Source organism: Methylobacterium sp. Leaf91 (genome assembly GCF_001422815.1).
Lineage (GTDB): Bacteria > Pseudomonadota > Alphaproteobacteria > Rhizobiales > Beijerinckiaceae > Methylobacterium.
The window spans coordinates 179,006-205,117 of the sequence record NZ_LMMP01000045.1 but is presented as its reverse complement, the minus strand read 5'-3'; the positions used below and the strand labels follow the sequence as shown (position 1 = coordinate 205,117).

Here is a 26,112-nt window from a genome sequence, read left to right as displayed (position 1 = left end):
CAAAAGGTAAACGCGCATCGGCGGCGCTTGGTGTCTACATCCGCGGCGCGTTGCGGTTAAAAAAGGGTGCGAATCACTCACGTGTCACGCGAAACGGGTACGAATGTTCGAAAGACGGGCTGAAGAACCGATATCCGGCCCTGAACCGGACCTCGGCGACCTTATTAGACACTGGAGCGGTGATTCGCGGTTTGGCGCTCGCCTGAGCGGCCCAGACGCGGTGTGGCTTGTGCTCGACGGTACGGCGGAGCGAATCCTGCTGGCTTCGACGGCGGATGGCCTTGCGCGGTCTCTGAGCGACGGCGAATCGGGCCGGATCGACGACGCGATTCGCATGGGCGAACAAATTCGTCCGCGCGCCCTGCCGCTGGATCGGCCATCGCTGATGAAGCTGCGATTCGACACGCGGCGTCTCGGACAGGCCACGACCTGCCTTGCTTTGCGGACCAAGGATGCATCGGGTCGTAATTGCGTGATCGTGGCGGTCCTCGATCGCCTGCCGGGCCACCGAGCCTTGCCCCAGAAAGGCGCAGGCGAACAGGAGCGCGCACAGGCCGATCCGACGGCAGCACCTGAGCCGCGTCCTTCCGCCTTCGAAGACACGTCCGCACCATTGGACAGCCGCGCGGTGCGGACTGGGCGCGTAACCTGGAAAAGCGACGCCGAGGACAGGCTCACGGACATTTCCGGCCCCGCCGCCGCCGCAGTCAAACCCGTACTGATCGGAAGGACCTGGGCTGCGCTATCACACACGCGCACGCTGCTCGACGCGGAAGGGCTCCTGCAGGCCTTGGCCCAGCGCCGGACCTTTCGTGCAATTTCCGTCACGCTGCAGGCCGATGGCATGCCGGGCGCGATGGATCTCGACATATCCGGCACTCCGATCCAGCGTGGGGCAGCCGAGTTCACCGGGTTCAACGGCTTCGCCATGGTGCGGTCTTCAACCGCGTCATCGGAGAGTGGGTCGGTGGGCCCAGAACATGCGGACATCATCACCGACCTGCATCCTGGCGATCAGCCTGTATCGGAGGTGGAGCCCGATGATGGAGCATCTGCCGATACTGCCGAGGCTGTGACGCCAACGGCCATGGAGCTCAGCGCCATGGACTCGGCGAGAAAAACGGACTCGGCGAGAAACGAAGAAACATCAGCTCTGCCCGTGGCGGAACCCGCTTTTGCGACGATCGGTGATGATCCGGCCGCTGCTGCGGAAGGAGATTCCTCCCTCGCCCTCCTCAACGTGGAGCCGTCAGGGGAAGAAACGACCGAACGGTCTGCGACCGGAACAGAGCCCCCTACGACTGACGAAGACGCCTGGACACCGTTGCACGACCCGCATTTGTCCAGCAACGAACATGCAGCGTTCCGCGAAATCGCGCGGGCCCTGGGCGCGCGCTTCGCAGGCGATAGCACGCCCGACGATGAGGTTTCGGAGGCCAGGACCGGCGACGAGCGCGCCACCGGCGGTTCTGTGACTCCGTTTCCCACGGCGATGACGCGGTTCGCGGAGCCTGCATCGGAAGACCCCAATGCCGCCGTCAGCGCGACGCTGGAGCGGGTGCCCGGCGGCGTGATGGTCTATCGCGGCGACAGCGTCCTGTTCGCCAACAGCCACCTGCTGGCGATGGCGGGCTTCGCCGATCTGGCCGAACTGGCGGCATCGGGCGGCATCGGCAAGCTGTTCGGCGGCCTCGTCCCGCACGAGCGGAAGATCAACGGCACACCCGCCATCCTCACCGCCGCCTCGGGGCACCGCCTGAGCGTCGACATGCAGGCCTCCGAGCTCGATTGGCGCGGCGCACCGGCTCACCTTCTCCTCATCCGCGACGCCGTTGCCGGTGAGCCTGGCCGTGAGCGCGTTGCCCTGCAGATCGCCGACGCCTTCGCGGGAGCCCGAGCCGCCGATGCGCAGGCCGTTCTCGACAGCCTCGATGACGGAGTCATCACCCTCGACCGGAATGGGCGGATCATCGGGCTCAACCGCAGCGCGGCAACGACCTTCGGCCTCGACCCGCGCGAAGTCGTCGGTGCCGCCATCCTCAGCCTGTTCGCAGCGGAAAGCGCGGTAGCAGTGCTCGCCAGCGTCCATGGCATAGCCGGTTCGGGGCAAACCGTCCTCGCGCAAGCGACCCCGGATGTGATCGGTCGCACCGCCGCCGGCATGTCTCCGCTGCTGATCAAGGTGACCCCCCTCGCCGGTCGGGACGACGGCCGCATGGTCATGACCGTGCGGGACGTTCGCGCCACCAGACGTATCGAAGCGGAAACGTCGAACGCACGGCAGGCTGCGGAATATGCCAGCGCACGCAAATCGGATTTCCTCGCCCGGATCAGCCACGAGATCCGCACGCCGATGAACGGCATCCTCGGCTTCGCCGATATGATGCTAGCCGAACCGTTCGGTCCGGTTGGCCACGAGCGCTACCGCGACTATCTGGGCGACATCCACGCTTCAGGAACGCACGTCCTCAGTCTCGTCAACGACCTGCTCGACCTTGCAAAGATCGAAGCCGGCCGCCTCGACCTGACCTTCGTTGAGGTCCCCCTCAACGACGTCGTCACCCATTGCGTCGCGATGCTGCAGCCGCAGGCGATGCGCGATCGAATCGTCGTACGGACGAGTTTCTCCGACGACCTGCCGATGCTGGTCGCGGACGAGCGCTCGGTACGGCAGGCTGCGCTCAATATCATCGCCAACGCCATCGCCTTCACCGAGGCTGGCGGACAGGTCATCGTCTCCACCACCATGGCGGATCGTGGCGAGATCGCCCTCAGGGTCCGCGACACTGGAATCGGGATGACCCCCGACGAGGTAGAGACCGCCCTCGAACCGTTCCGTCAGATCGCCGTGGCGGCCTCGGCCAGGGGACGTGCGGACGGACGAAGCACCGGAACCGGCCTCGGTCTGCCGCTCACGAAGGCGCTCGTCGAGGCCAATCATGGCCGCTTCCGCATCGAGAGCCGGAAGGATGAAGGCACCCTGGTGGAAATGCTGTTTCCACCGCAGGCGGCGGTCAGAACGGCGTGATCAGCGTGGCGAGCCCAGGCTCGTCTGGCGGAAACGCATCAGGCATGGTGGACCGGCACGACGCCGCGTGCCCTTGGGCGATCGCCTAGCGGCGACCGTCGGCGAGCCAGATTAGGTACGAGCGTCATGACGAGACACGTCATGCGTCGGTTGACCGATATCGAGCAATCTCGCCTCGATGCGATAGTGGCCGAGTCCCAAAGGGCCAAGCCGACACTGCCGCCGCGTACCGAGCCAGGTGGTTCGCCTCCCTGAAACGGGTATTCTCACGTGGGTGCGAACGCTTGCTGGTCGGCAACCCAGGCAAGCGCCACCCGTTCTCCAGGTAGGTCTTGGAGAAACCCCATGCACATAACCCTCAGGCTTCTTTTCGCTGGCCTGCTCATATCCGGAGCGACAAGCGTCCTAGCCCAAACGGCGGGTCCGTCGCAGACGACCGGTCAGAACCTGGAATCGGCGGGCTCGTTCCGAAATATTGCTCCGACCGGCGTCACCAAGCCGCCCGGCGCCGCAGCTGCGCCCGACACCCGGCTACCCCCCGATGAGGCCCGCAAGAAGGGCGAGACCGAAGGTTCGGGGATCAAGGGAATCTGTATCGGCTGCAACTGACAGCCGGCCGATCATGGATCGAGAGTATTGCCCAAATTGGGGGTGCGGACGCAGGTGCATCCGCCCCCTTCGCGCTTGCGATAGGACTGTTCCTGCGCCTAAGAACGAGTTGGAAGTCCCGGCTGCGCGGTTTTCGCGATACGATCGGGCACCAGTAGGGAAAACGTCATGGACGAGAAGGTGGTCGACGTCCGCGCGACCTGGATCGACGGTGCGCATGTAGACGACGCCGGGTATCAGGCGATGTACAAAGCCTCGGTCGATGACCCGGCTGCATTTTGGGGTGAACACGGCAAGCGGATCGATTGGTCGACGCCTTATTCGACCGTCAAGAATACAAGCTTTGCTCCAGGCAACGTCTCGATCAAATGGTTCGAGGACGGCAAGACCAACGTCGCCTACAATTGCATCGACCGTCACCTCGCGACGCGCGGCGACCAGGTAGCGATCATTTGGGAAGGCGACGACCCCAACGAATCCAAGCACATCACCTATCGGCAGCTTCATTCGGAAGTCTGCCGCATGGCCAATGTGCTGCGCAATCGCGGTGTCGGTAAGGGTGACCGGGTCACGCTCTACCTGCCGATGATCCCGGAGGCCGCATACGCCATGTTGGCCTGCGCCCGGCTCGGCGCGATCCACTCCATCGTGTTCGGCGGTTTCTCGCCAGATTCCCTGGCCGGCCGTATCGAAGGCTGTGCCTCGAAGCTCGTCATCACCGCCGACGAGGGTCTGCGCGGCGGCCGCAAGGTCGCGTTGAAGGCCAATGTGGATGCCGCGATCGCGAGGCTCGGTAAGGATGCCGTGGACCACGTCGTCGTTGTGCGTCGCACGGGCAGTAATGTCGCCATGGAGCCCGGCCGCGACGTCTATTACGACGAGGCCGCCGCCATGGTCACCGACGAGTGCCCGGCCGAAGCCGTGGAGGCAGAGCACCCGCTCTTCATCCTCTACACCTCAGGCTCCACGGGCCAGCCCAAGGGTGTGGTGCATACCACCGGCGGCTACCTCGTCTACGCCGCGATGACGCATCAATACGTCTTCGATTACCGCGAGGGCGAGGTCTACTGGTGCACGGCGGATGTGGGCTGGGTCACAGGCCACAGCTACATCGTCTATGGCCCGCTCGCCAACGGCGCCACGACCCTGATGTTCGAAGGCATCCCGACCTATCCGTCGACCTCCCGCTTCTGGGACGTTGTCGACAAGCACAAAGTCAACATCTTCTACACCGCGCCCACGGCGATCCGCTCGCTCATGGGCGGCGGCGAAGGCCCGGTGAAGAAGACCTCGCGGGCAAGCTTGCGCGTCCTCGGCTCGGTCGGCGAGCCGATCAACCCGGAAGCCTGGGACTGGTACTACCGGGTGGTCGGCGACAGCCGCTGCCCCATCGTCGATACCTGGTGGCAGACCGAGACCGGCGGCATCCTCATTACGCCGTTGCCCGGTGCCACCAAGCTGAAGCCCGGCTCAGCAACGCGCCCGTTCTTCGGTGTGCAGCCGCTCATCGTCGATGCGGAGGGCAAGCCGCTCGACGGTGCCTGCGAGGGCAACCTCTGCATCGCGGATTCCTGGCCCGGACAGATGCGCACGGTCTATGGCGACCACGAGCGGTTCGAGCAGACCTACTTCTCCACCTATCCAAACCTCTACTTCACCGGCGACGGCTGCCGCCGGGATGCGGACGGCTATTACTGGATCACCGGCCGCGTCGACGACGTCATCAACGTCTCGGGCCACCGCATGGGCACCGCGGAGGTCGAATCCTCCCTCGTCGCCCATCCGAAGGTGTCGGAAGCGGCCGTCGTCGGCTACCCGCACTCCATGAAGGGACAGGGCATCTACGCCTACGTCACCCTGATGGAGGGCGAGGACGGTTCGGACGAGCTGCGCAAGGAACTGGTGGCCTGGGTCCGCAAGGATATCGGCCCCATCGCCTCGCCGGACCTGATCCAGTTCGCCCCCGGCCTGCCCAAGACTCGCTCGGGCAAGATCATGCGCCGCATCCTCCGCAAGATCGCCGAGGACGAGTTCTCATCGCTCGGCGATACCTCGACCCTCGCCGAGCCCGCCGTCGTCGACGACCTGATCGAGAACCGCCAGAACCGCGCGTCCTGATTGCGGGCCTCGCACAAGGAAGCGGCGCATCTCGAAGGAGGTGCGCCGCTCGCATTTTCAGCCGCCTCTCCCGCCTGTCCTGACGATATCGTGACCGTGCGGCGCTTGCGCCGGCACGCCTCGCGACACGAGACAGGTTCGGCGGCATCGCACGCGCTCGCCTCCCATCGCCATAGTATTCGCCAAGACCGAGGCCCCGTTCAGAAGGGCCGAAGCTTCAGGGAAAGTTACGCCATGTCCGATATCGAGACTGCGCGGATCGCGCAGAATCCGCGTTTCAAGGAACTCGTCCACGAGCGGACCCGCTTCGGCTGGACGCTGACCATCGCGATGCTGCTCGTCTATTTCGGCTTCATCGGCCTCATCGCCTTCGACAAATCGCTGCTCGCCATGAAGGTCGGGAGCGCCACGACCTCGTTGGGCTTGGTCCTCGGCGTCGCCGTGATTGTCTTCGCCTTCATCCTCACCGGCATTTACGTCCAGCGTGCCAACGGCCGTTTCGACGAACTGACTGCCGCCCTCAAGCGGGATCTCGGCCGATGATCCGCTCAGCCCACCCCATCGTCCTGGGTACCACCCTCTCTGTCATCCTCGCTGGCGCAGCCTACGCCGCCGGTCCGGATCTCGGCGCCGTCACGAAAGCCCAGACGAACTGGCCGGCCATCGGTATGTTCGCGTTCTTCGTGCTCTTCACCCTCGGCATCACCTACAAGGCGGCCAAGGGTACCAAATCGGCCTCTGACTTCTACGCCGCCGGCGGTGGTATCTCGGCCGGCACCAACTCGCTGGCCATTGCCGGCGACTACATGTCGGCAGCCTCATTCCTCGGCATCTCCGGCCTCGTCTATACGTCCGGCTTCGATGGTCTGATCTATTCCACAGGCTTCCTCGTGGGGTGGCCGATCGTGCTGTTTCTCATTGCAGAGCGGCTGCGCAACCTCGGCAAGTTCACCTTCGCCGACGTCGCCTCCTTTCGCCTCGACCAGACCTCGATCCGCATCATTTCGGCAGTGGGCACCCTCGTGGTGGTGGCGTTCTACCTGATCGCCCAAATGGTTGGCGCAGGGAAACTGATCCAGCTGCTGTTCGGCCTCGAATATCTCTATGCGGTCGTGATCGTCGGCGTGCTGATGATCGTCTACGTGGCGTTCGGCGGCATGAAGGCGACCACTTGGGTCCAGGTCATCAAGGCCTGCCTTCTCCTCGGGGGTGCCACCTTCATGGCCGGTGCGGTGCTCTACAAATACGGCTTCAACCCCGAGGCCCTATTTTCGGCCGCCGTCGCCACCCATCCGAAGGGCGATGCCATCATGGCGCCGGGCGGCCTCGTCTCGAACCCGATCGAAGCGATCTCCCTAGGCGTCGGTCTGATGTTCGGCACCGCCGGCCTACCACACATCCTGATGCGCTTTTTCACCGTTTCCGATGCTCAGGCCGCCCGCAAATCGGTGTTCTACGCCACCGGCCTGATCGGTTACTTCTACATCCTGACCTTCATCATCGGCTTCGGCGGCATCGCCCTGCTGATGTCCGATCCGGTCTACTTCAAGCTCGATCCGGCGGGTGCGTTCGACAAGCTGAAGGGGATGCTTGGCGGCACCAACATGGTTGCTGTGAACCTCGCCAACGCCGTTGGCGGGCCGTACTTCCTCGGCTTCATCTCGGCAGTCGCCTTCGCCACCATTCTTGCTGTCGTGGCCGGGCTCACGCTCGCCGGTGCATCGGCGGTCAGCCACGATCTCTATGCCAGCGTCATCGCCCGCGGACGCACCAACGAAGCGTCCGAAGTGCGACTCTCGAAGATCTCGGCGGTCGTCATCGGTATCGTGGCGATCTATCTCGGATACGTTTTCGAGAACCAGAACGTCGCCTTCATGGTCGGCCTCGCCTTCTCGGTGGCGGCGAGCTGCAACTTCCCCATCCTCACCATGTCGATCCTATGGCGGGGCACGACCACCTGGGGCGCACTGATTGGCGGATTCGTCGGCCTTTTCGCGGCTGTCGGAATGGTGATCCTGTCGAAGGCAGTGTGGGTGACGACCTTCGGTAATCCGGTGGCGATCTTCCCCTACGACAACCCGGCCCTGTTCTCGATGCCGCTGGCCTTCCTCACGATCTACGTCGTGTCGAAGCTCGACAATACTGCCAGGGCCAAGCGCGAGCGCGCATTGTTCGAACAGCAGTTCGTGCGCTCGGAGACTGGGATCGGAGCCGACGGCGCCCACGCTCACTGACGGTTCCAAGACCAGACTACGATTGCGTGAAAGGGCGCGGCGGAAGCCGCGCCCTTTCTCATTCATGGCATCCAACCGGGCAGCGGTCCTACCAATCGGCACCAAAGTGACACGTTTGCATAAAAACGTGAGTATCCCTGGGCCGTACGGCTTTTTCACTCTTGGGCGAAATCATGGCGTGAGGTAGCGTCGATCGCTCTCGTTTCCGTGAGCGGCAAGACCAATGCGCACCAGGACTTGAGCGACTGCGAACGCCGACGCAGCACCCAAGTTTCTGAAGTGTTGAAAGCCAGGCCTGCAAAAGCCTGGAAGTAAAAAAATTTTGGAGGATTCCCCCATGTCTGCAACGTCAGCGGTCCCATTACCAAAGGAAGCCGCACGGCCCATGAGTGCCGGCGAGAAGAAGGTCATTCTGGCCTCCTCGCTCGGTACCGTGTTCGAGTGGTACGATTTCTATCTCTATGGATCGCTGGCTGCGATCATCGGCGCGCAGTTCTTCTCGGCCTATCCGGAAGCCACGCGCAACATTTTCGCCCTGATGGCCTTCGCAGCGGGCTTTCTGGTCCGTCCCTTCGGCGCACTGGTGTTCGGACGTCTCGGCGACCTTGTGGGCCGCAAGTACACCTTCCTCGTGACCATCCTGATCATGGGCATCTCGACCTTCGTGGTCGGCCTTCTGCCCTCCTACGCCACGATGAACGAGTACGGCGTCGGTTGGGTCGCGCCCGTGGCGCTGCTGGCTCTGCGCATGCTCCAGGGTCTCGCCCTCGGTGGTGAGTATGGCGGCGCAGCGGTGTACGTGGCCGAGCACGCTCCCCCCGGGCGTCGCGGCTTCTACACCGCCTTCATCCAGACAACGGCGACCCTCGGGCTGCTGCTGTCGCTGATGGTGATCCTGTTCACCCAGATCTACGTCAACGCGAACTACGCGCCCGTCGCCACCACCCTCGCTGACGGTTCGGCCGGGACGATCACGCCCTTCGCCGCCTGGGGCTGGCGCATTCCGTTCCTGGTCTCGATCGTGCTGCTCGGCGTCTCGGTCTGGATCCGTCTGCAGATGCAGGAGAGCCCGGCCTTCAAGAAGATGAAGGACGAGGGCACCGGCTCGAAGGCGCCGCTCTCCGAGGCGTTCGGCCAGTGGCGCAACGCCAAGTGGGCGCTCCTCGCCCTGCTCGGCCTCACCGCCGGCCAGGCCGTAGTCTGGTACACCGGCCAGTTCTACGCGCTGTTCTTCCTTCAGACGATCCTGAAGGTCGATCAGTTCACGGCCAACGTGCTCATCGCCTGGTCGCTCATCCTCGGCACCGGCGGATTCCTGTTCTTCGGCGCGCTCTCCGACAAGATCGGCCGTAAGCCGATCATCCTCGGCGGTTGCGTCATCGCGGCGCTGACCTTCTTCCCGCTGTTCAAGGCGCTGACCGCGGCCGCCAACCCGGCCCTGCACGCGGCCCAGCAGAGCACGCAGGTGGTGGTGAAGGCCGACCCGGCGGATTGCTCGTTCCAGTTCAATCCGGTGGGAACGGCCAAGTTCACCAATTCCTGCGACATCGCCAAGGCGCTGCTCGCCCGGTCCGCGGTGAACTACACCACCGAGCCGGTCGCTCCCGGCACCAAGGCCACCGTCACCGTCGCCGGCAAGGAGTTCGCCGCCGCCGATCCGGCCTTCGCCAAGGATATCGGCGCGGCCCTCACTGCTGCCGGCTACCCTGGCGCCAACAACCCGAGCATCGTGAAGATCGCCATCGAACCGAAGGACGGCCTGTCGAACTTCGCTAAGATGATCGACATCTTCTCGGTCCAGAAGCTGACGATCATCGGTATCCTGACGATCCTCGTCCTCTACGTGACGATGGTCTACGGCCCGATCGCGGCGGCTCTCGTCGAGCTCTTCCCGACGCGTATCCGCTACACCTCGATGTCGCTGCCCTACCATATCGGCAACGGCTGGTTCGGCGGCCTTCTGCCGGCCACCGCCTTCGCGATGGTGGCCCAGACCGGCGACATTTATTTCGGCCTCTGGTACCCGATCGTCATCGCCCTCGCGACGGCCGTCATCGGTGCCCTGTTCATCCCCGAGACCAAGGACAGGGACATCTTCACCTGGGACGACCGCCCGGCACGCTAGCGTTCGGAGCGAAGGGCTGGATCGGGGCCAGCCCCGGTCCAGCTTGAGCAAGTGCTTCAACGGCGTCGGTGCCTTAAAGACCCGATGCCTGTTAGGCGACGATACGAAGAAGGCCCTGTCGCGAGACAGGGCCTTCTTCGTCTGTCATCTCCGACGTCGTCGACGGGTTCGACTTATGCCGCAGGGTTCGGTCAGACCTTGCATGAGGCCTTTGCCTTCACGCTGCCTCGGCGGGCTCCTGATAGGCCTGCTTCAGCGCATCGTGGTCCGCCATCGTCTGCCACGCATAGCGCATCGCGAATTCGGCCACCGCCTCGTCGAAGGCATCGCCCTTACCGAGATAGCCGGCGATCATCGCTGCGTCCCCTGAGCGGGCATGGGCACGGGCGAGCGTGGTCCCGCAAAGTTGGGCATAGGCCTTGGGACCGCTCTCGGACATAATTTCGGCGACGGCCGACAGCTTCTTATTCTTTAACTGACGGACATAGTAGGAGCGCCCACTCGCATCGGAATAGGCGGTGCCCAGGAACATGTCGCTCGCGGCCTGCATGATGCGCTGCCCGTCGATGACGCGCTGACCTTCGGATGCGAGGAAGAAGGGGCTCAGGGCGAGCTGCGCCAGCACCGAAGGCCGGGCTTCCTTGATCTGCAGGAAAAGCGGCGCGCCATCCGCGTCGGTATACAACCCCACGGCGCAGACCGTGCCCACTGAGCCGATCCCCACCACCTTGAAGGCGACATCGCGCTGCATGTAGCGCAGAGCCAGCAGGTTCCGGTCGGCCTGAAGGCTTTGCGGGTAGGCGAGCAACGCGGCGGCCGCTTCCTGCACCGCGTCGGTCAGGCCGTTCGGCCCTTCATGGAAGACGGTCGGGGCCTTGTCGGCGATGCGCCACAAAGACGGATCGGCGCCGAAGCTCGCAGGATCGAGGTCCGGTGCATCGCCATGGCTGAGGCCGTCGGCGGTCTCGGAAGCCGCGTCGGACAGGAGGCGGCGGCACAGATCTCCGTCGCCGAGGCGACCGATTTCGTGATCGAGATCGATCCGACTGTGCCAGATGGCGAGCGGCGAGAGATGCGACAGGTCACGCATATGTTCGCGATAAGCCCGGACGCTTGCCCGAGCCGCACGATGTGCCCGGTGCTCGCCCTGAGGCAGGGCAGCGACAGCGACACTGGCGGCGAGGCGCTTCACATCGATCGTGAAATCGACGTTCCAAAGCGTCTCGTCGAAATCGTTGATGTCGAAAAGGGTCTGGCCCTCGGCGCTGCGATACACGCCGAAATTGCCGATGTGGCAATCGCCGCAGGCCTGGACGGGAATGCCCGGAACCGGAACGCCCGCGAGGTCGGCGGCCATCACAGCGGCAGCCCCACGCAGGAACGCAAATGGGTTTGCCCGCATCCGCTCGTGCCGCAGGGGGATCAGCTCGAGCAACCTGCCCGAATCGTTCGCCCGGAGAACCGCGAGCGGATCGCGGTTCTCGGCAGGATACCAGTCGGCATGGGATTCACGGGGAACCGCATCGCGCAAGCGCTTACCGGCCGCTCGGCGCTGGGCGCGATCGGGGGAAGGAGAGATGTTCGTCATGGAAGAAAGCCTCGACAAGGCGATGCGCGCAGGCCGTTTGCCGCGCACCGCGCGGCATCAGTGCCGGAAGTGACGATGCCCTGTAAACACCATGGCGAGACCGGCTTCGTCGGCGGCCTTGATTACGTCGGCGTCACGCATCGATCCGCCCGGCTGAATCACCGCGGTGGCGCCGGCTTCCGCCGCCGCGATCAGGCCATCGGCGAAGGGGAAGAACGCGTCCGAGGCAACCACAGAGCCCTTGGCTAGGCTCTCGGTCGCACCGATGCGTTTGGCGCCCTCCGCCGCCTTCCAGGCGGCAATGCGCGAGGAATCGACCCGCGACATCTGTCCGGCGCCGATCCCCACCGTAGCACCGTCGCGCGCGTAGACGATGGCATTCGACTTGACGTGCTTGGCGACGCGGTAAGCGAAGCGCATGTCCGCGTATTCCTGGCCCGAGGGCTCGCGCTTCGTCACCACCTTCAGCGTCATGTCGTCGACCACCGCGGCGTCGCGGCCCTGAACGAGGATGCCGCCGGCGAGGTTGCGCATGGCGAAGCCCTTGGCGCGCGGGTCGGGAAGAGCGCCCGCGAGGAGGAGACGCAGGTTTTTCTTGGCCGCGACGATGGCGATCGCCTCCTCGGTGGCGTCCGGCGCGATGATCACCTCGGTGAAGATCTCGACGATGCGCGCAGCCGATTCGGCATCCAGTGTGCGGTTGAGGGCAACGATGCCGCCGAAGGCCGAGGTCGGGTCGCAGGCCAGAGCCCGCTCATAGGCCTCCGCCAGCGTATGACCTTCGGCGACGCCGCAAGGGTTGGCATGCTTGATGATCGCCACCGCGGCGGCGCGGGCCGGATCGAACTCGGCCACACATTCGTAGGCCGCATCGGTGTCGTTGAGGTTGTTGAAGGACAGCTCCTTGCCCTGGAGCTGGCGGGCGCTGGCCACGCCGGGCCGAACGAGGCCGGGCGTCCGGTAGAAGGCAGCCGATTGGTGCGGGTTCTCGCCGTAGCGCAGGGATTGGGCGAGCGTGCCGCCGAAGGCGCGGTAGGCAGGCGCCTCATCCATCTCCACATGGTCGGCAAGCCAGGACGCAATCGCGGCATCGTAGGAGGCGGTGCGAGCAAAGGCCTTCTGGGCAAGGCGCTTTCGAGTCGCCGCTCCGAGCGCACCGTTGCCGGACTCGAGCTCGGTGAGGATGGCAGCGTAATCAGCCACATCCACCACCACAGCCACGTCGGCGTGATTCTTCGCGGCGGCGCGAATCATGGCCGGCCCACCGACATCGATGTTCTCCACCGCATCGTCATAGCCGCAAGGCTTCGCGATGGTCGCCTCGAACGGGTAGAGATTGACCACGAGAAGATCGATGGCGCCGATGCCGTGTGCGGCAAGTGCGGCCTGGTGCTGAGGGTCGTCGCGCACTGCGAGCAGGCCGCCATGCACAGCCGGGTGCAGAGTCTTCACCCGTCCGTCCATCATCTCGGGAAAACCGGTGATCTCGGCCACCTCCGTGACAGGAAGCCCCGCCTCGGTGAGCGCCCGATGGGTGCCGCCGGTGGAGACCAGGGCCACGCCACGCTCGGACAGCGCGCGGGCGAAATCCACGAGACCCGTCTTGTCGGAAACGGAAAGAAGTGCGCGGGCAACCCGCGCCTGATCATGCGACATCGTCGAGAACCGTCCGGCACAGGGCAGATCCTGCCCCTCAAAGGCGCGGGTACCACATGTGACGCCCTATCGGCTACCGCGCCGCGTCATCGGCCATGGAAGCGTCACGCACGACGGGTTCGCCCCGCCCCGGCGCCTGTGCGATGTGCAGGAAGCGCCATCGCACCTGGGCGCCCTCCCCGGCCGTGACATACAGGACGATCTGGTCGGTTCGGCGCGCGCCGGTGAGACCCGCGAAATAGACGCTCTCCTCCAGCGCTACCGCAGCGCCCTCGGCCTCGAACCGCCAGACCTCCCCGAGGGGCGAGGCGAGATCGACCCCACCGCCGACCGCCGCATTGGCCGCGATGGCGGGATGCAGATGGAAGCGGATTGCCGCCTCGGGCGGACGTAGCCGGATCCGGTTGCCCTTATGGGCCACCGGAACGAAGGCATCCTCGCCTTCTAGCCCCGCCCCGTCGGGCAGGAGGCGCCAGCGGCGCTCATGGACGATCCCGAACTCGGCGGCATAGCCGTCATGGCGTCCGGCCAGGATCAACGTTCCGCCATCGCTCGTCCGCTCGGATTTGACGGCGCGCGGGCCGCGCACGAGCACGGGACCGATCCGCTTGATGAGCCAGTCCGAGGCCCAGCGACTGCCCAGTCCTTCGCTGGCACCGAGGAATCGGCAGGAGGACGAATCCCCTATCGTCGCCGTGGAATGGGCGGCGGTGCTGCGGGCGAGGCGACGCAATTCCGGGCCGCTCGCCGGAAGCCCGCAATTGATGACCACCCGCTGGGGGCCGCTCGACATCTCGAAGGAGAGACAACCGGCCCCCGCATTCATCGAGAAGCGCAGCGGCGGCGGCGCTCCCACATCAGCGACCAAAACGACACGGCCGCTTTCCAGCCGCTCGTAGCCGGAATTCGGCGCATGCATCAGCGGCTGCGCCAGGGCCCCGTCATAGACCAGCAAGGTGGCGAGATGGTCCGCCGCCGTTGCGCCCATGCCATTGAAATGGCTCAGGGACGCATCGCCGTGGCGCAGGAGCCGCAGCAACGGGAGCATCCGGTCGATCGCGTGAAGCAGAGCCTCCGGCGGGTCGAGGCTGCGGCTCAGGAAGCTTTGGCGCAGAGGCAGGAGATCGAGCAGGAGCTCCATGGCGAAGCGCGGATCGCGGCTGCGATGCCCGCCATCCGCCATGATCTGCCGATCGAGTTCGCGAGACAGGATGCGGGTGGCCCGGCGCAGGATCGGCTGGATGCCCTCGCAGCACAGGCCGGCATAACATAGCGCCACCACCGCCAAGAGCCGCGATTGCGGCGGCAGGCCACGGCGCAGGGAGCGTTCGAGGTCCCTTGCGCCGCGCCCGACGGCCTTGAGGAACGCCTGGTAGAAGGCATGGTCCGCGCCTTCCAGAACCAGCGGCGACTGACAGAGGAAGGAGATCAACCGCCGCGCGGCAACGGGGACGGGCGCGGCCAGAGTCTCATCGCCACGGCCAGCGATGAAATCCGCCACGAAGGCTCGGGCATTGGCTCGAGCCAGGGCCGTATCGGCGGCGCGCAGATGGCGCAGCCATCCGAATCCGTAGAACGCATCCGCCCATTCCGGTGACGGCGGCGCATAGTCGAACGGTGACCGACCGCTCACGGAAAGAGAGCGTCCCGCGAAGACGAAGAGGCCGGCATAGATGTCGTCGGCAAAGGTGGCGTCGCTGGTGCGCAGATCGTGCGGGGCGATGACCAGGGCGCTGACGCGCGCCCGCGCGAGCAGGTCTGGACTCGCCGTTAGGCGTGCGGACACACCCCGCGCCGAGCGGACGATCTCCCGCCCGACGAGCCGATAGAACCGCCAGCGATCAGCCCCCCAACCCACGCACACCTTTCCTCCAGCGCCCAGACCCGATTGGGCCCTCGCGCCAGATGTCGCCCATCACGAAAGCTAAGCCGTGCGTATTAACCAACGATTAAGGATGCCGACACTGCCCACGATGCATAGGCCGATCTGCGCACGGGTTTTTGCCTTCGAGCCGGAGCCATCCACTGGGGCGAGGCGTGGCACCAAGCTGAATCGTCGAACTGTATTTTTTGGCAAACTCGGCTGGAACGGTTGAATGCTGCACAGGTTATACACAGCGTCCAGCGAGCTTCTCCCCTGTAGCCTCCAGCAATGGCAGTGTGTCCATGACTGTCATCCCAGTCGCCAAGCGTGCCGGCCTCTTGATATCGGCAGCAGCGTTATTGTGCACATCTAGCGCAGCGATGGCGCAAAACGCTCAAGACCGTGGCTTGGGCGGACTTTTCGAGGCGCTGTTCTCTCCCGCCCGTCCTGCTGTCGAGCAGCAGCAAGCCGTCCCCGTGCCCCAATTTGAGCGCCGGCTTCCGTCGATCCGGCGCGAAGTCAGCCGCCCCCGTCCGAAGATCCGTTATGCCGCCCTGCCCAAGAGCGAGCCGCTGCAGCTTCATATCGCCGAGCGCCAGACGCCGATCTCCATGTCTTCTGGACCGATGAACGCCCTGCTAAAGGATCCGACCCTACGTCCGGGCGACATTGTCGTGCTGAAGGACGGTGCGCGTGTCTTTACCGGCAACGAGGACAAGACTCACACGGTGCGGGATTTCGAGCCGGTGAGCCGTTCCGCCTCGGTCGATCGCAAGACCAAGGCACTCCTGTCCATGATGATCGCACCGATGGGTGCATTGCCGCCCGACGAGGTGCGCAAGTTCATGGCGCGGCTGAAGAAGACCGCACCTGCCAGCGATCAAAACAGCGATGCGCAAGTGCAGACCGTCTCCATGCGAATCATTACACCGTAAGGCCGACACCGATACTGTTTTTAGACGCCTATCTCAGATAGGTCACGCTGTACAAGGTCTTCCTAAGCTCGCTTTCCGTGACCCAGATGCGTCCGTTGTCGCAACGTTCACGGATGCCGTCGCGCATGCGACCGCAATATTCACCGGTATTGTCCTGGATTCTATACTGGCAGGTGCCCTCTGCCTTGCGGCGGCCGATGACCGGGCTCGCATGATCGGCGAACAGGTCCGGGTCCTTCGGATCGCGGTCTTCGAGAAGGTACCAGCTATACCCCACTGTCGGCACACGGCCGTGGTCGAGTGCGTAATCGACCATGGCCAGGATTCGGTCGAGTTTTTGCTTGCTCGGATGACGGCCGGACTCGAGCATGTCCGCGAAATCGGCCTGGCTCGCCGCCACACGGTAGGAGACCGGCAGAAGCGGCACAGGTAGCGGCACACGACGGCAGACGGCCTCCACATGGGCGATCCATGCTGCGTTGAATGAATCAGCCCACCGCCCACGCAAGTGGGAAGCAGTTGCAGCCACCGCGCGAAAGCTCTGCCGCGCCGGGTGAAGCTTCGTCCGGTAGCGCAGCGAACGCAATGTCGGCATCACGTAGCGATAGCCATCATTGGACGGCAGGTCGCGGTCCTCGCAATACCCGCCGATGTTGTAGAGGAGCGCCGCCAAGTCCTCCTCACCGCCTTCGATCTTGTCGAAATACGGTTCCAGGGCTGGGTTACCGTCCTTGGTGACCTCGGCAGTATTGCGACTCCAGGCGATGTCGGCCCGGTAGGCCGGATGCGCACGGAGATGGCGCTTGAGATGCGGGTCCGAGATCGTCTCCAGCCTAACTGGGTCGGCGAAATAGAATTTCGTCGCCACATCCAAGGGAGAGACCGGCCTGCCGACGCGGTGCGAAATCATGTCCGCCGTGGCATAGGCAAAGCAGATTGCGCTCTCACCCTGGTTCAGCGGCAGGTCCTTCGGCGAGGGCGAGATGCCTACATCCTGGGTCCCTGTATGAATCTCGAAAGGAATCGTCGCCGAGACCGAGGCGCAGGTCGCATTGCGGGTATAGGTCGGCGCAACCGGCAGGATTCGGCGGTCGATCTCGTCGGCCCCAGCTTGGCCGAGGAGAAGAAGCCCCCCGAACAGGCCGGCGATGGCATGGCGGGGGGCACGCACCGTGCGTCCTACGCCTTCCGAACCAGACGGCTCGCGAAGAACCCGTCGATCCCGCCGCGCGCCGCAAGCGGCCCTTCCTCGCCAATGGCCGTTTCGCCGGAGAGGTGCGAGGGCAGCGTCCGAAGATCGCCGTCGCCATTGATGAGTTCTTCGAGGCCGCCAATCTCCTCGACGCGGATCGGAAGCCGCTCGAAAGCCGGATTGCGTGCGAGGAAGGCTGCGACCTGCCCCTCACCTTCCTCGGGTTCCAGCGAGCAGGTGCAATAGACGAGACGCCCACCCGGCTTCACAAGGGTGGCGGCGCGATCGAGCAGGCGGCGCTGCAGACCGGCAAGGCGTCCGATATCGCCACCGGCCTTGGTCCAGGCGACGTCCGGATGCCGCCGGATCGTGCCGGTCGCCGAGCACGGCGCATCGAGAAGCACGGCGTCGAACGTATCGGCATCGCTCTCGGGCAACTGAGTAGCGTCGCCGATGCGGATTTCGGCCTTGAGGCCGAGGCGCGTGAGATTCTCCGTCAGACGCTCGAGGCGCTGGGCCGAACGATCCACGGCGACCACTTCCGCCCCCATGGCGGCGAGCTGAGCGGTCTTGCCGCCCGGTGCCGCGCAGAGATCGGCCACGCGCTGCCCCGGCCCGACTGCGAGCAGGCGCGCCGGGATGGCGGCGGCGGCGTCCTGCACCCACCACGCACCCTCAGCATATCCGGGGAGTTCCGAAACCGCAGAACGGACCTCGTGCAGGCGGATGCTGCCGGTGGGAAGGGCGACGCCGCCGAGGCGATCGGCCCATTCCGCGGCCGGTCCACGCGGCGTGATGTCGATCGCGGCGCCGGAGAGATGAGCCGAGGCGATGGCCCGGGCAGTGTCGGGTCCGTAGGCGGCGCTCCAGCGAGCGGCGAGCCAGTCCGGCGTATTTTGCGCCAGGGGATCGGACGCCTCTGCGGCGATGGCGTCCCGCTCGCGGATCACCCGACGCAGGATGGCGTTCACGAGGCCCGGCGTGTGCTGAAGGTAGGGGTCACCCTTGGCGAGGCGAACCGAAAGATCGACGGCGGCATGGTCCGGCACGTTGAGATCGAGGATCTGAACGGCGCCGGTCACGAGGAGAGCCACGAGACGTGGCTGATCCGGCGGCAGGCCCTGGTTCATCCGAGCCGAAAGCATTCGCCGCAGGAAGCCGAGGCGGCGGAAGGTGGCGGTGGCAATGGCGCGGGCGAGGGACGCATCGGCCGCATCGAGGCCTGCGTCACGACCCGCCTGAGCGAGGGCGTCTTCGAGCGCGAAAGCCCGTCCCTGAACGAGGAGATCGGCCACGGCGGCATGCGCCACCTGCCGGGCAGCGAGGCCCGGAACGGTGCGGTCGATCGTCGTCGTCGGCCCGTCCGCGTTGCGGCGTGTCGCCATGAATGCCACTTTCCGTGTCCGAGGCTCGGTTACCCGAAGCCAGTTCCAACGGATGCCCTCCCATCCGGCCCACTGAGATGCAAGCCATGACAACGCCCGACAACGCGGAAAACGCCGAGATCCCGTCCCGCGCGGGGCTGACACCCGCCGCCGAGCGTGCTTTGGCCGAGGCTGCCGACCGACGCGCGGCCATCGATGCGAAGGCGGCGGAAATCTCCGCTGCGCGCGAACGCCAGGGCCGTGGCGGCCTCGAGCCTGTTCGTTACGACGACTGGGAAGTGAAAGGCATTGCCGTCGATTTCTAAGCGAGGTCTCAGCGCGTGACGTAGACCTGCGTTCCAACGGAGACGCGCCCGTAGAGATCGACCACATCCTGGTTGTACATGCGGATGCAGCCGTAAGATGCGTATGTGCCCACCGAGTTCGGGCGGTTGGTGCCGTGAATGGCGTATTCACCGCCGGCAAGCGTCATTGCCGCCGCGCCCATCGGGTTATGCGGCGAGCCGCCGGCGATGACGTCGGGCAGTCGCGGATTGTCGCGCTTCACCTCCCGCGGCGGCGACCAGGCCGGCTCCACATACTTGCCGTCGATGGTGGTGGCGCCGGTCCATTGCTTGCCGGGCTTGCCCACCGCCACCGGATAGCGGATCGCCGTGCCGTCACCGTTGACGAGGTAGAGCCGCCGCTCTGAGGTTCTGACCACGACCGTGCCGGGCATGACCGCTTGATCAAAGGCAACGAGCTCACGGGATGCGGCGGGTGTCGCCGCAAACCCGACACTGAGGATTGTTCCGGCCAGATAAACAGTGAACCCATGACGCGCGAACATTTGGTGTCGTCCTCGAAACCGTGACCGTGAGCTTCACGATAAGCAGCTCTCGAAGTTGCGGTTCCGGTTACCGGAGCGCCCTATCCGGGGGATACGCACGCATATCGCGCCGGGCAGTTAAGCGTGGCCTAGGGTGTTCCGGATAAAGGCGAATGATCCGGGTAGGCTTTCGTTAAGACCGGTAGCTTCACCGCTCCAGCAGCCCGGTCGCCGCCCTGTCCCGCTCCTGCCAGCCATGCCGGACGAGTTCGGGATCCTCGTGCTCCTCCACGGGATAGCCAACGCAGAGATAAGCAACGAGGCGCCACGTCGGAGGAACATCGAGAAGGCGGGTAACCCCGTCCGGCTCGATGATCGAGACCCAGCCCACACCGATCCCATGGGCGCGCGCTGCCAGCCAAAATGTATGCACGGCGGTCACCACCGAGTAGCGTAACATTTCCGGCATGGTGGCGCGGCCGAGCCCGTAGCCGCATTCCGTCGCTTCGTCGCAAAAGACCACAAGATGGATCGGCGCCTCGCGCAAACCCGCAAGCTTCAACCGGTTATAGGCTTCCCGACGCTCCGAATCGTAGGTTTCCGCCGCATTGCCGTTGCAGCGCTCGAAATTATCAACCACCGCCGACCGCCTGTCAGGATCGGTGACGCGGACGAAGCGCCACGGCTGGCTGTTGCCGACCGATGGACTCAGACACGCAAGGTCGAGGCATTGGCGCAAGACGGCGTCGTCGACCGGATCGGCCCGAAAGCGGCGCACGTCTCGACGCCAGGCAATCAGGTCGCCAAGCGTCTCGCGAAAGCCGGGGTCGAAACTCGTCACGAACGGACATCTCCTCATTGCGGGCTTATGACCGCTGGACCCTGTTAGCGACCAATGCCGAGATGCACATGGAGAGAAGTGATTGTGCGCCTGCCGCAGCCAGAGAGGTTTTTAGACCAGAGCACGCCCGCATGGCAGAAAAAAAGGCCGCACTCCGGAGAGGCGGCCTGAAGTCCTTGGGTCTCGAAACCTCTGGAGTGCCGCTTCCGTGGCATCGGCGAGCTCCCGAAAGCTGGGGAGCATGGATATCGGTCACCCGACCGAGCACGGAACCGACGAGGTTCGGCCACAGGTATCATCTTCTATCAAGGCCGACGATGGGCAATAACGCGGCGAAATCGTGATGTTGTGTTGCCCGTCCGTAGCCGGTGCCGCTGCGCACTCGACGGTTGGCTGGGCTTGCGGCCTCGGATCGGGAGGCCCATCATCTGCTCTTTATGGTGTCCGTTGGGTCGCCGAAACCGAGGAGCGAGGATGGACGAGAGGATCGGAGCCGAGCCGCGATCGCAGGATTCGTCCAACCGCGTCGTGCCTTTCCCGACGGCCCCGGTTGTACCACAGGTCGCCTTCGACCGCTCCGAACTCAGGACCCTGTTCAACCTCTACGGCCGCATGGTGTCCGCCGGAGAATGGCGCGACTATGCCCTCGACTTCCGCCGCGACAAGGCAGTGTTCTCGATCTATCGCCGCTCGTCCGAGACGGCTTTGTTCAGGGTCGAGAAGGATCCTAAGCTCGCCCGTCGACAGGGCGCTTACTCGGTGATTTCCGCCGCCGGCATTGTGCTCAAGCGCGGCCATGACCTCGCCCGCGTCCTAGCGGTGTTGGAGAAGCCCTTACGGGTAGTGTGAACCCTGACGTCACGGAATGAAGAACGGGATCGTCTCCCATCGGATGGGGGGCCAACCCAACCGGTACGCGATCACGGAATACAGACCGCCGAGGACAACCAAACTGATGATGCCCACGACGATGCCGACACCGAAGCCGGCCCATGTGCCTGTGCCTATCGCGGCGGCAACGCTCGCGCCGACAATGGCGTAAGTCGGCACATCGCTTGGGGGTGGGGTGTCACTCCCCGAACCTCTCACGATCTTCGGCACTACGGGCTTTCCCACAGCAACATCCTAGCCTTGCTGAAGCCTACGCAAAAGGCCCCGGCGTTTCCGCCGAGGCCTTCTCGCTCCGTGTCCCATAAAGCTCGTTTAGCGACGGTCGCCGAGGAGCTGGAGGAGGAACTGGAACATGTTGATGAAGTCCAGGTAGAGGGTCAGAGCGCCGTTCACCGACAGCTTGGCCGCGCCTTCGGCATCGGCACCGCTGTAGAGGAACATCTCCTTGAGCTTCTGCGTGTCGTAGGCGGTAAGGCCCGCGAAGATCAGGACGCCGAGAACCGAGATGGCGAACTGAAGTGCGCTGGAAGCAAGGAAGATATTCACGATCGAGGCGATGAACAGGCCGATCACGCCCATGATCAGGAACGAGCCCATCCCCGAAAGGCTGCGCTTGGTGGTGTAGCCGTAGAGGCTGAGACCGCCGAACGTGGCCGCCGTGATGAAGAAGACCCGGACGACACTGGCGCCCGTGAAGACGAGCAGCAGGGTCGACATCGACGCGCCCATCACCGCCGCGAAGGCGAAGAAGGTCAGTCGAGCGGACGAGGCCGACATCTTATCCATCCGCATCGTGAAGATGAAGATGAACGCGAGGGGCGCCAGCATGAGGACCCACTTCAGCGGGCTGGTGTAGAGCATCTGGCCGAACGGGGTCAGGGCGAGCTTGCCCGTCGCCGTCTGTGCGGTCGCAGCCATGTTCAGGCCAAGGGCCACGAGGCCCGAGATCCCGAGGCCGATGACCATGTTGTTGTAGACGCCGAGCATGAAGGTGCGCAGGCCCTGGTCGACCTCGACCTGCGAGCCAGCATAACCCTGCGGCTGGGCGCCGTAGCGGAAGGGGCTATTATCGAATGCCATGGGAGTTTCCCTTGGAAGCTCTCTCAGCGTGTGATTTGGAACCGAGGCTCACGCACAGGACCTCTGGCACGTGACCGCGCCTTGAGCCGAAATATGTTCCGTCATGCCGCTCCGCACAAGGGGGCGGCCGAGCTTTGTGCGCCCAGAATCATAGCTTCTGAGCGCGATCTTTATTTGCAGCCGCGCGGATTAAATCGGGTTCATCATTCACCCGGCACGGTAGAGCTATAGTGACATTTCATAAAGCATGACTTTCGCCGGCTCATTCCCACCGAACTCGCGAGGATAGGCCTATCCTCGCCCGGATCAGAATCGGCGCAGGTAAGGTGCCGGCTTCTGACCGAGGATGCGCCAAGTCCCGGCAAGGCCGAGGAGGATCGCGAACGCCACCGCGAGGGCGGATGCGACGAGGGCGCCCGAGAGGTCGAGGGCGAAGTCGAGCTTCATCACGCGGGTGACGATGGCCCAACCGGCCAGCGTTCCGGCAAGGAGCCCGAACACGGCGGTGGCTAGCCCCAATGCGCCGTATTCCAGCGTGTAGGCCAGGAGCAGGCGACCCCGGGTGGCGCCCAGTACCTTCAGCACGACGGCGTCGTACAACCGGGCTCCGTGTCCCGCCGCGATGGCGCCCGCGAGAACGAACAGGCTCGCCACCACGGCGACGCCACTAGCGCCACGGATCGCCAGCACCAGCTTGCCGACGATATCGTTGACCGTATCGAGAGCGTCTTTCACCCGTACGCTGGTCACAGACGGGAAGGCGCGTGCGATATCGCGTAGGATCACGGCCTCGGCCTTGGCATCCGACCCGCCGCCCAGCGTCAGGGTGGCAAGGTCCGAGTGCGGCGCGCCCCGGAAGGTACCGGGAGAGAACACCATTACGAAGTTGATGCCGAGGTTGCGCCATTCGACCTTGCGGAGATTGGCGACCGTGGCCGTCAGATTCCGCCCGAGCACGTTCACCGTGACGGTGCCGCCCACGGAGAGACTGAGACTCCGCGCCAATTCCGAGTCGAACGAGACCAGGGGTTTCGCCCCCTCCTCGGCGTTCCACCAGGAGCCCGCAACGAGGTTCGATCCATCGGGAAGATCCTCGGCATAGGTGATGCCGCGGTCGCCATCGAGCACCCAGGCGGCATCCTCCGGCGGTTTGATCGCAGCTGCCGGAACACCGTTGATGGCGACGATGCGCCCACGCATCATCGGCACGCGCTCGATCTTGGCGCCGGGCGCGAGTTGGCCGAGAGCCGCGTGGAACCCGTCCGCTTCCGCCGCTGGGATATCGAGGAAGAACAGGTTCGGTGCACGGGCCGGCAAGGAACTTGTCAGCGTCCGGCGAACATTGGCGTCGATCAGGCTCAGCGTCACCAGCAATGTCACGCCGAGGCCCAGGGACAGGACGATAGCGGGCGTAAGGGCACCGGGGCGGTGCAGGTTGGCGAGCGCCATGCGGGGCGCGGCCGAGCGCGGGCGAGGCAGACGCCGCGCCAAAGCCATGAGGCCGAGAGCGACGAGGCGCAGGAGTCCGAAGGCAAGTCCGGCCGCCACGATGAACATCAAGGCCACCCTGCGGTCGAACGCCGTGGCGAGCGCCAGCGTTACCAGGGTCGCGAGCGCAGCGACAAGGATCAGGCGATAGCGGAGCCGCGTCTTGCGGGTGTCGGGATCGATGACGTCTCGGAACAGGCCGGAGACCGGCACATCATGGGCGTGGCCGACAGGAATGATGGCGAAGGCGAGCGCCGTCAGAAGGCCGTAGGCAGCGGCGAGCAGCAATTCCCCTGGTGCTAGGGTCGGGTTCAGCGGCAGCGGAAGCGCATTGTGGAACAGCATGTCGAGGAGGAACGGTAATCCCGCCCCGATCACGAGGCCGAATGCGGTACCGAGGCCGGCGACCAGCATCACCTGCGTCAGGTAGATGGCGACCACTTGTCCGCCCGGCGCGCCGACGCTCTTCAGGGTAGCGATGGAGCCGCGTTTCCTCGCGACGAAGGCGTTCACCGCATTGGCGACGCCGACACCGCCGACGATCAATGCGGTGAGACCGACCAAAGTGAGGAACTGGGTGAAGCGCTCGACGCTCTTGGCAAAGCGCGGATCGGCGTTTGAGCGCGAGCGCATCTCCCAGCCCGCGTCCGGTGCTGCCTTGGCGATGGTTGCGATCCGTCGTTCCAACTCCGCATCGTCGGCCTCGGGCGCCTGGATGCGATAGCTCCAGCGGTTGAGGCTGCCCGGCCGGATCAGCCCCGTCGCTTGTAGGGTCGCGGCGGAAACCAGGAGGCGCGGGCCGAAGCCGATGCCGTTGGCGATCTTGTCCGGCTCAGAGACCAGAGTGGCACGTATGGCAATCGGCTTACCGGCGATCTCGATCCTATCGCCGACCTTCAGGTCGAGGCGCGTAAGAAGGAGCAGGTCGGCGACCGCGCCGAATACCCCATCCTTCTCGGCCAGCAGACCAGAGAGCGGCGTGTCGGGGTCGGTCACGAGGTCCCCGGCGGCGGGATAGGCGCCGTCGACGGCCTTCATTTCCACGAGGGCCGCGCCGTTATCGCCAGCCAGAGCCATGGCGCGCAGGGTCGTCACCACCGAAACCTTGCCCTGTGCGTCGAGGACGGCACGCTCGTCCGATGTCGCCTCACGGTTTATGAGGCTGTAGGTCAGGTCGCCGCCGAGGATGCGCTTGCCCTCGCGGCCGAGACCATCCGTGAGCGAGCGCGAGATCGAGGCGACACCGGCAATGGCCGCGACGCCAAGCGCGATGCAGGCGAGGAACACCGCGAAACCGGAAAGGCCGCCACGCAATTCACGGAATGCGAGGCGGAGCGTCAGTGGAACGCGGCTCGGTTTCGGAGCGGGCCGAGGCAGGGTGCCGTGCATGGGGTCAGACCCTCCGCCGAACGCGGGAGTTCAGCGGAATCACGCCGCCACCGCCTCATCCACCCGCCCGGAGCGCAGGCGCACGGTGCGGTCGCAGAGCCGGGCGAGGCCGGGATCATGGGTCACAAGGACGAGGGTCGCGCCCCGGTCGCGCTTGAGTGCGAAGAGCAGATCCACGATCTGGCGGCCCGTGGCTTCGTCGAGATTGCCGGTAGGCTCGTCGGCAACGAGAATTGCCGGGTCCGGAGCGATGGCACGAGCGATGGCGACACGCTGTTGCTCTCCCCCGGAGAGCTGGGCCGGATAATGATGGAGACGGTGTCCGAGGCCGACCGCTTCGAGTTCGGCCTTCGCTCGCTCATGTGCGTCGGCCTTGTCGGCGAGTTCGAGGGGAAGGGCGACGTTCTCCAGGGCCGTCATTGTCGGCACCAGATGGAAGGCCTGGAACACGATGCCGATGCGCCGCCCACGAAACCGCGCGAGGGCATCCTCGTCGAGCGTCCCGAGATCGGTGCCCTCCACATGGATGCTTCCCGATTCCGCGCGCTCCAGGCCGGCCATCACCATGAGAAGCGTCGACTTGCCGGAGCCCGAGGGGCCGACCAGCCCTACAGCCTCGCCGCGCGCTACTTCGAGGGAGATGCCGCGCAGGACATGCACCCGGGCCGCCCCCCGGCCGAGACTGAGATCGATCTTCGAAAGGGCGATCGCCGGGCTCTGGACCTTGCCGGGTATCAAGGCAGGACCGATCTGTGTGAGATCATCGTCATGAACACCATAGGTCAGGGCTGTGCGCGAATGGGTCTGTGTCATACGTCACGCATCGGCGTCGATATGGTCGGTCGGAGAGTGCCGCGCCAGCACTCGCGCCGGACGGCCCT

Annotated in this window: 19 protein-coding genes; 8 read left to right on the top strand and 11 right to left on the bottom strand. The window is 65.0% G+C overall.

What is annotated here, in order from left to right; translation table 11 throughout:
• Positions 1 to 229 precede the first annotated feature (229 nt).
• The 5 genes from ASF32_RS19440 to ASF32_RS19415 all read left to right on the top strand — a co-directional run bounded on the left by ASF32_RS19440 (position 230) and on the right by ASF32_RS19415 (position 10,114).
• On the top strand, positions 230 to 3,028 hold the full coding sequence (locus ASF32_RS19440; protein WP_056432188.1) for an ATP-binding protein: 2,799 nt from the start codon (positions 230 to 232) through the stop codon (positions 3,026 to 3,028).
• Positions 3,029 to 3,805: 777 nt separating this feature from the next.
• The gene (gene acs, locus ASF32_RS19430; protein WP_056432182.1) at positions 3,806 to 5,755 is read left to right on the top strand and encodes an acetate--CoA ligase; all 1,950 of its coding nucleotides are present in this window, start codon (positions 3,806 to 3,808) and stop codon (positions 5,753 to 5,755) included.
• Positions 5,756 to 5,989: 234 nt separating this feature from the next.
• Positions 5,990 to 6,298, top strand: a complete 309-nt coding sequence (locus ASF32_RS19425) for a DUF485 domain-containing protein (RefSeq protein WP_056432180.1) — start codon at positions 5,990 to 5,992, stop codon at positions 6,296 to 6,298.
• A complete protein-coding gene (locus tag ASF32_RS19420; RefSeq protein ID WP_056432177.1) occupies positions 6,295 to 7,989 on the top strand; it encodes a cation acetate symporter in 1,695 nt (564 codons plus the stop codon). Before ASF32_RS19425 ends, ASF32_RS19420 begins: the two co-directional genes overlap by 4 nt.
• A 385-nt stretch (positions 7,990 to 8,374) precedes the next feature.
• Positions 8,375 to 10,114, top strand: coding sequence for an MFS transporter (locus ASF32_RS19415; RefSeq protein ID WP_082469909.1), 1,740 nt, complete (start codon positions 8,375 to 8,377; stop codon positions 10,112 to 10,114).
• 217 nt (positions 10,115 to 10,331) lie between these two features.
• Here the strand turns inward: ASF32_RS19415 and ASF32_RS19410 are convergent, their stop codons facing one another.
• The 3 genes from ASF32_RS19410 to ASF32_RS19400 form a co-directional block, all read right to left on the bottom strand.
• A complete protein-coding gene (locus tag ASF32_RS19410) occupies positions 10,332 to 11,702 on the bottom strand; it encodes a DUF2252 domain-containing protein (RefSeq protein WP_056432174.1) in 1,371 nt (456 codons plus the stop codon).
• 57 nt (positions 11,703 to 11,759) lie between these two features.
• A complete protein-coding gene (gene purH, locus ASF32_RS19405; protein ID WP_056432172.1) occupies positions 11,760 to 13,358 on the bottom strand; it encodes a bifunctional phosphoribosylaminoimidazolecarboxamide formyltransferase/IMP cyclohydrolase in 1,599 nt (532 codons plus the stop codon).
• A gap of 73 nt (positions 13,359 to 13,431) precedes the next feature.
• Positions 13,432 to 15,216, bottom strand: coding sequence for a heparinase II/III family protein (locus tag ASF32_RS19400; protein ID WP_056432169.1), 1,785 nt, complete (start codon positions 15,214 to 15,216; stop codon positions 13,432 to 13,434).
• Positions 15,217 to 15,629: 413 nt separating this feature from the next.
• Between ASF32_RS19400 and ASF32_RS19395 the strand changes: the two genes are divergently transcribed.
• Entirely contained in the window at positions 15,630 to 16,157 is a 528-nt protein-coding gene (locus ASF32_RS19395; protein ID WP_244477883.1) for a hypothetical protein, read from the top strand.
• Positions 16,158 to 16,185: 28 nt separating this feature from the next.
• Here the strand turns inward: ASF32_RS19395 and ASF32_RS19390 are convergent, their stop codons facing one another.
• Both ASF32_RS19390 and ASF32_RS19385 read right to left on the bottom strand, forming a co-directional pair.
• Positions 16,186 to 17,328, bottom strand: a complete 1,143-nt coding sequence (locus ASF32_RS19390) for a hypothetical protein (RefSeq protein WP_056432163.1) — start codon at positions 17,326 to 17,328, stop codon at positions 16,186 to 16,188.
• Positions 17,329 to 17,336: 8 nt separating this feature from the next.
• Positions 17,337 to 18,734 carry an RsmB/NOP family class I SAM-dependent RNA methyltransferase gene (locus ASF32_RS19385; protein WP_056432160.1) on the bottom strand — a complete coding sequence of 466 codons (1,398 nt, stop codon included), beginning with the start codon at positions 18,732 to 18,734 and terminating at the stop codon, positions 17,337 to 17,339.
• Between the two features lie 86 nt (positions 18,735 to 18,820).
• Between ASF32_RS19385 and ASF32_RS19380 the strand changes: the two genes are divergently transcribed.
• Entirely contained in the window at positions 18,821 to 19,039 is a 219-nt protein-coding gene (locus tag ASF32_RS19380) for a DUF1674 domain-containing protein (RefSeq protein ID WP_056432467.1), read from the top strand.
• 8 nt (positions 19,040 to 19,047) lie between these two features.
• Here the strand turns inward: ASF32_RS19380 and ASF32_RS19375 are convergent, their stop codons facing one another.
• Positions 19,048 to 19,563, bottom strand: coding sequence for a L,D-transpeptidase (locus ASF32_RS19375; RefSeq protein ID WP_056432157.1), 516 nt, complete (start codon positions 19,561 to 19,563; stop codon positions 19,048 to 19,050).
• A gap of 187 nt (positions 19,564 to 19,750) precedes the next feature.
• Positions 19,751 to 20,401 carry a 5,6-dimethylbenzimidazole synthase gene (gene bluB / locus ASF32_RS19370; protein WP_056432155.1) on the bottom strand — a complete coding sequence of 217 codons (651 nt, stop codon included), beginning with the start codon at positions 20,399 to 20,401 and terminating at the stop codon, positions 19,751 to 19,753.
• Positions 20,402 to 20,857: 456 nt separating this feature from the next.
• On the opposite strand from bluB, the gene ASF32_RS19365 reads away from it, so the two are divergent.
• Positions 20,858 to 21,232 (top strand): DUF2794 domain-containing protein, encoded by a 375-nt coding sequence (locus ASF32_RS19365; protein ID WP_056432152.1) that lies wholly within the window; start codon positions 20,858 to 20,860, stop codon positions 21,230 to 21,232.
• Positions 21,233 to 21,241: 9 nt separating this feature from the next.
• On the opposite strand, the gene ASF32_RS19360 is transcribed toward ASF32_RS19365, so the two are convergent.
• From ASF32_RS19360 to ASF32_RS19345, 4 genes are all read right to left on the bottom strand, one after another.
• Positions 21,242 to 21,484: a hypothetical protein gene (locus tag ASF32_RS19360; protein ID WP_244477882.1), complete on the bottom strand. Its 243-nt coding sequence runs from the start codon at positions 21,482 to 21,484 to the stop codon at positions 21,242 to 21,244.
• Positions 21,485 to 21,586: 102 nt separating this feature from the next.
• Complete coding sequence (locus tag ASF32_RS19355; protein WP_056432147.1) at positions 21,587 to 22,354, bottom strand: Bax inhibitor-1/YccA family protein; 768 nt, start codon at positions 22,352 to 22,354, stop codon at positions 21,587 to 21,589.
• A gap of 306 nt (positions 22,355 to 22,660) precedes the next feature.
• Entirely contained in the window at positions 22,661 to 25,231 is a 2,571-nt protein-coding gene (locus ASF32_RS19350) for an FtsX-like permease family protein (RefSeq protein ID WP_056432144.1), read from the bottom strand.
• Positions 25,232 to 25,270: 39 nt separating this feature from the next.
• Positions 25,271 to 26,044, bottom strand: a complete 774-nt coding sequence (locus tag ASF32_RS19345; protein ID WP_244477881.1) for an ABC transporter ATP-binding protein — start codon at positions 26,042 to 26,044, stop codon at positions 25,271 to 25,273.
• Positions 26,045 to 26,112: the final 68 nt, after the last annotated feature.

What these genes read in the sequence shown, in the direction of transcription:
- ASF32_RS19385 (WP_056432160.1), bottom strand. Translation starts at nt 18,734, where the DNA reads ATGGCGACACGCCGCAACGCGGACGGGCCGACGACGACGATCGACCGC.
- acs (WP_056432182.1), top strand. Translation starts at nt 3,806, where the DNA reads ATGGACGAGAAGGTGGTCGACGTCCGCGCGACCTGGATCGACGGTGCG.
- ASF32_RS19380 (WP_056432467.1), top strand. Translation starts at nt 18,821, where the DNA reads ATGACAACGCCCGACAACGCGGAAAACGCCGAGATCCCGTCCCGCGCG.
- ASF32_RS19415 (WP_082469909.1), top strand. Translation starts at nt 8,375, where the DNA reads ATGAGTGCCGGCGAGAAGAAGGTCATTCTGGCCTCCTCGCTCGGTACC.
- ASF32_RS19425 (WP_056432180.1), top strand. Translation starts at nt 5,990, where the DNA reads ATGTCCGATATCGAGACTGCGCGGATCGCGCAGAATCCGCGTTTCAAG.
- ASF32_RS19420 (WP_056432177.1), top strand. Translation starts at nt 6,295, where the DNA reads ATGATCCGCTCAGCCCACCCCATCGTCCTGGGTACCACCCTCTCTGTC.
- ASF32_RS19345 (WP_244477881.1), bottom strand. Translation starts at nt 26,044, where the DNA reads ATGACACAGACCCATTCGCGCACAGCCCTGACCTATGGTGTTCATGAC.
- ASF32_RS19365 (WP_056432152.1), top strand. Translation starts at nt 20,858, where the DNA reads ATGGACGAGAGGATCGGAGCCGAGCCGCGATCGCAGGATTCGTCCAAC.
- purH (WP_056432172.1), bottom strand. Translation starts at nt 13,358, where the DNA reads ATGTCGCATGATCAGGCGCGGGTTGCCCGCGCACTTCTTTCCGTTTCC.
- ASF32_RS19355 (WP_056432147.1), bottom strand. Translation starts at nt 22,354, where the DNA reads ATGGCATTCGATAATAGCCCCTTCCGCTACGGCGCCCAGCCGCAGGGT.
- ASF32_RS19410 (WP_056432174.1), bottom strand. Translation starts at nt 11,702, where the DNA reads ATGACGAACATCTCTCCTTCCCCCGATCGCGCCCAGCGCCGAGCGGCC.
- bluB (WP_056432155.1), bottom strand. Translation starts at nt 20,401, where the DNA reads ATGAGGAGATGTCCGTTCGTGACGAGTTTCGACCCCGGCTTTCGCGAG.
- ASF32_RS19375 (WP_056432157.1), bottom strand. Translation starts at nt 19,563, where the DNA reads ATGTTCGCGCGTCATGGGTTCACTGTTTATCTGGCCGGAACAATCCTC.
- ASF32_RS19350 (WP_056432144.1), bottom strand. Translation starts at nt 25,231, where the DNA reads ATGCACGGCACCCTGCCTCGGCCCGCTCCGAAACCGAGCCGCGTTCCA.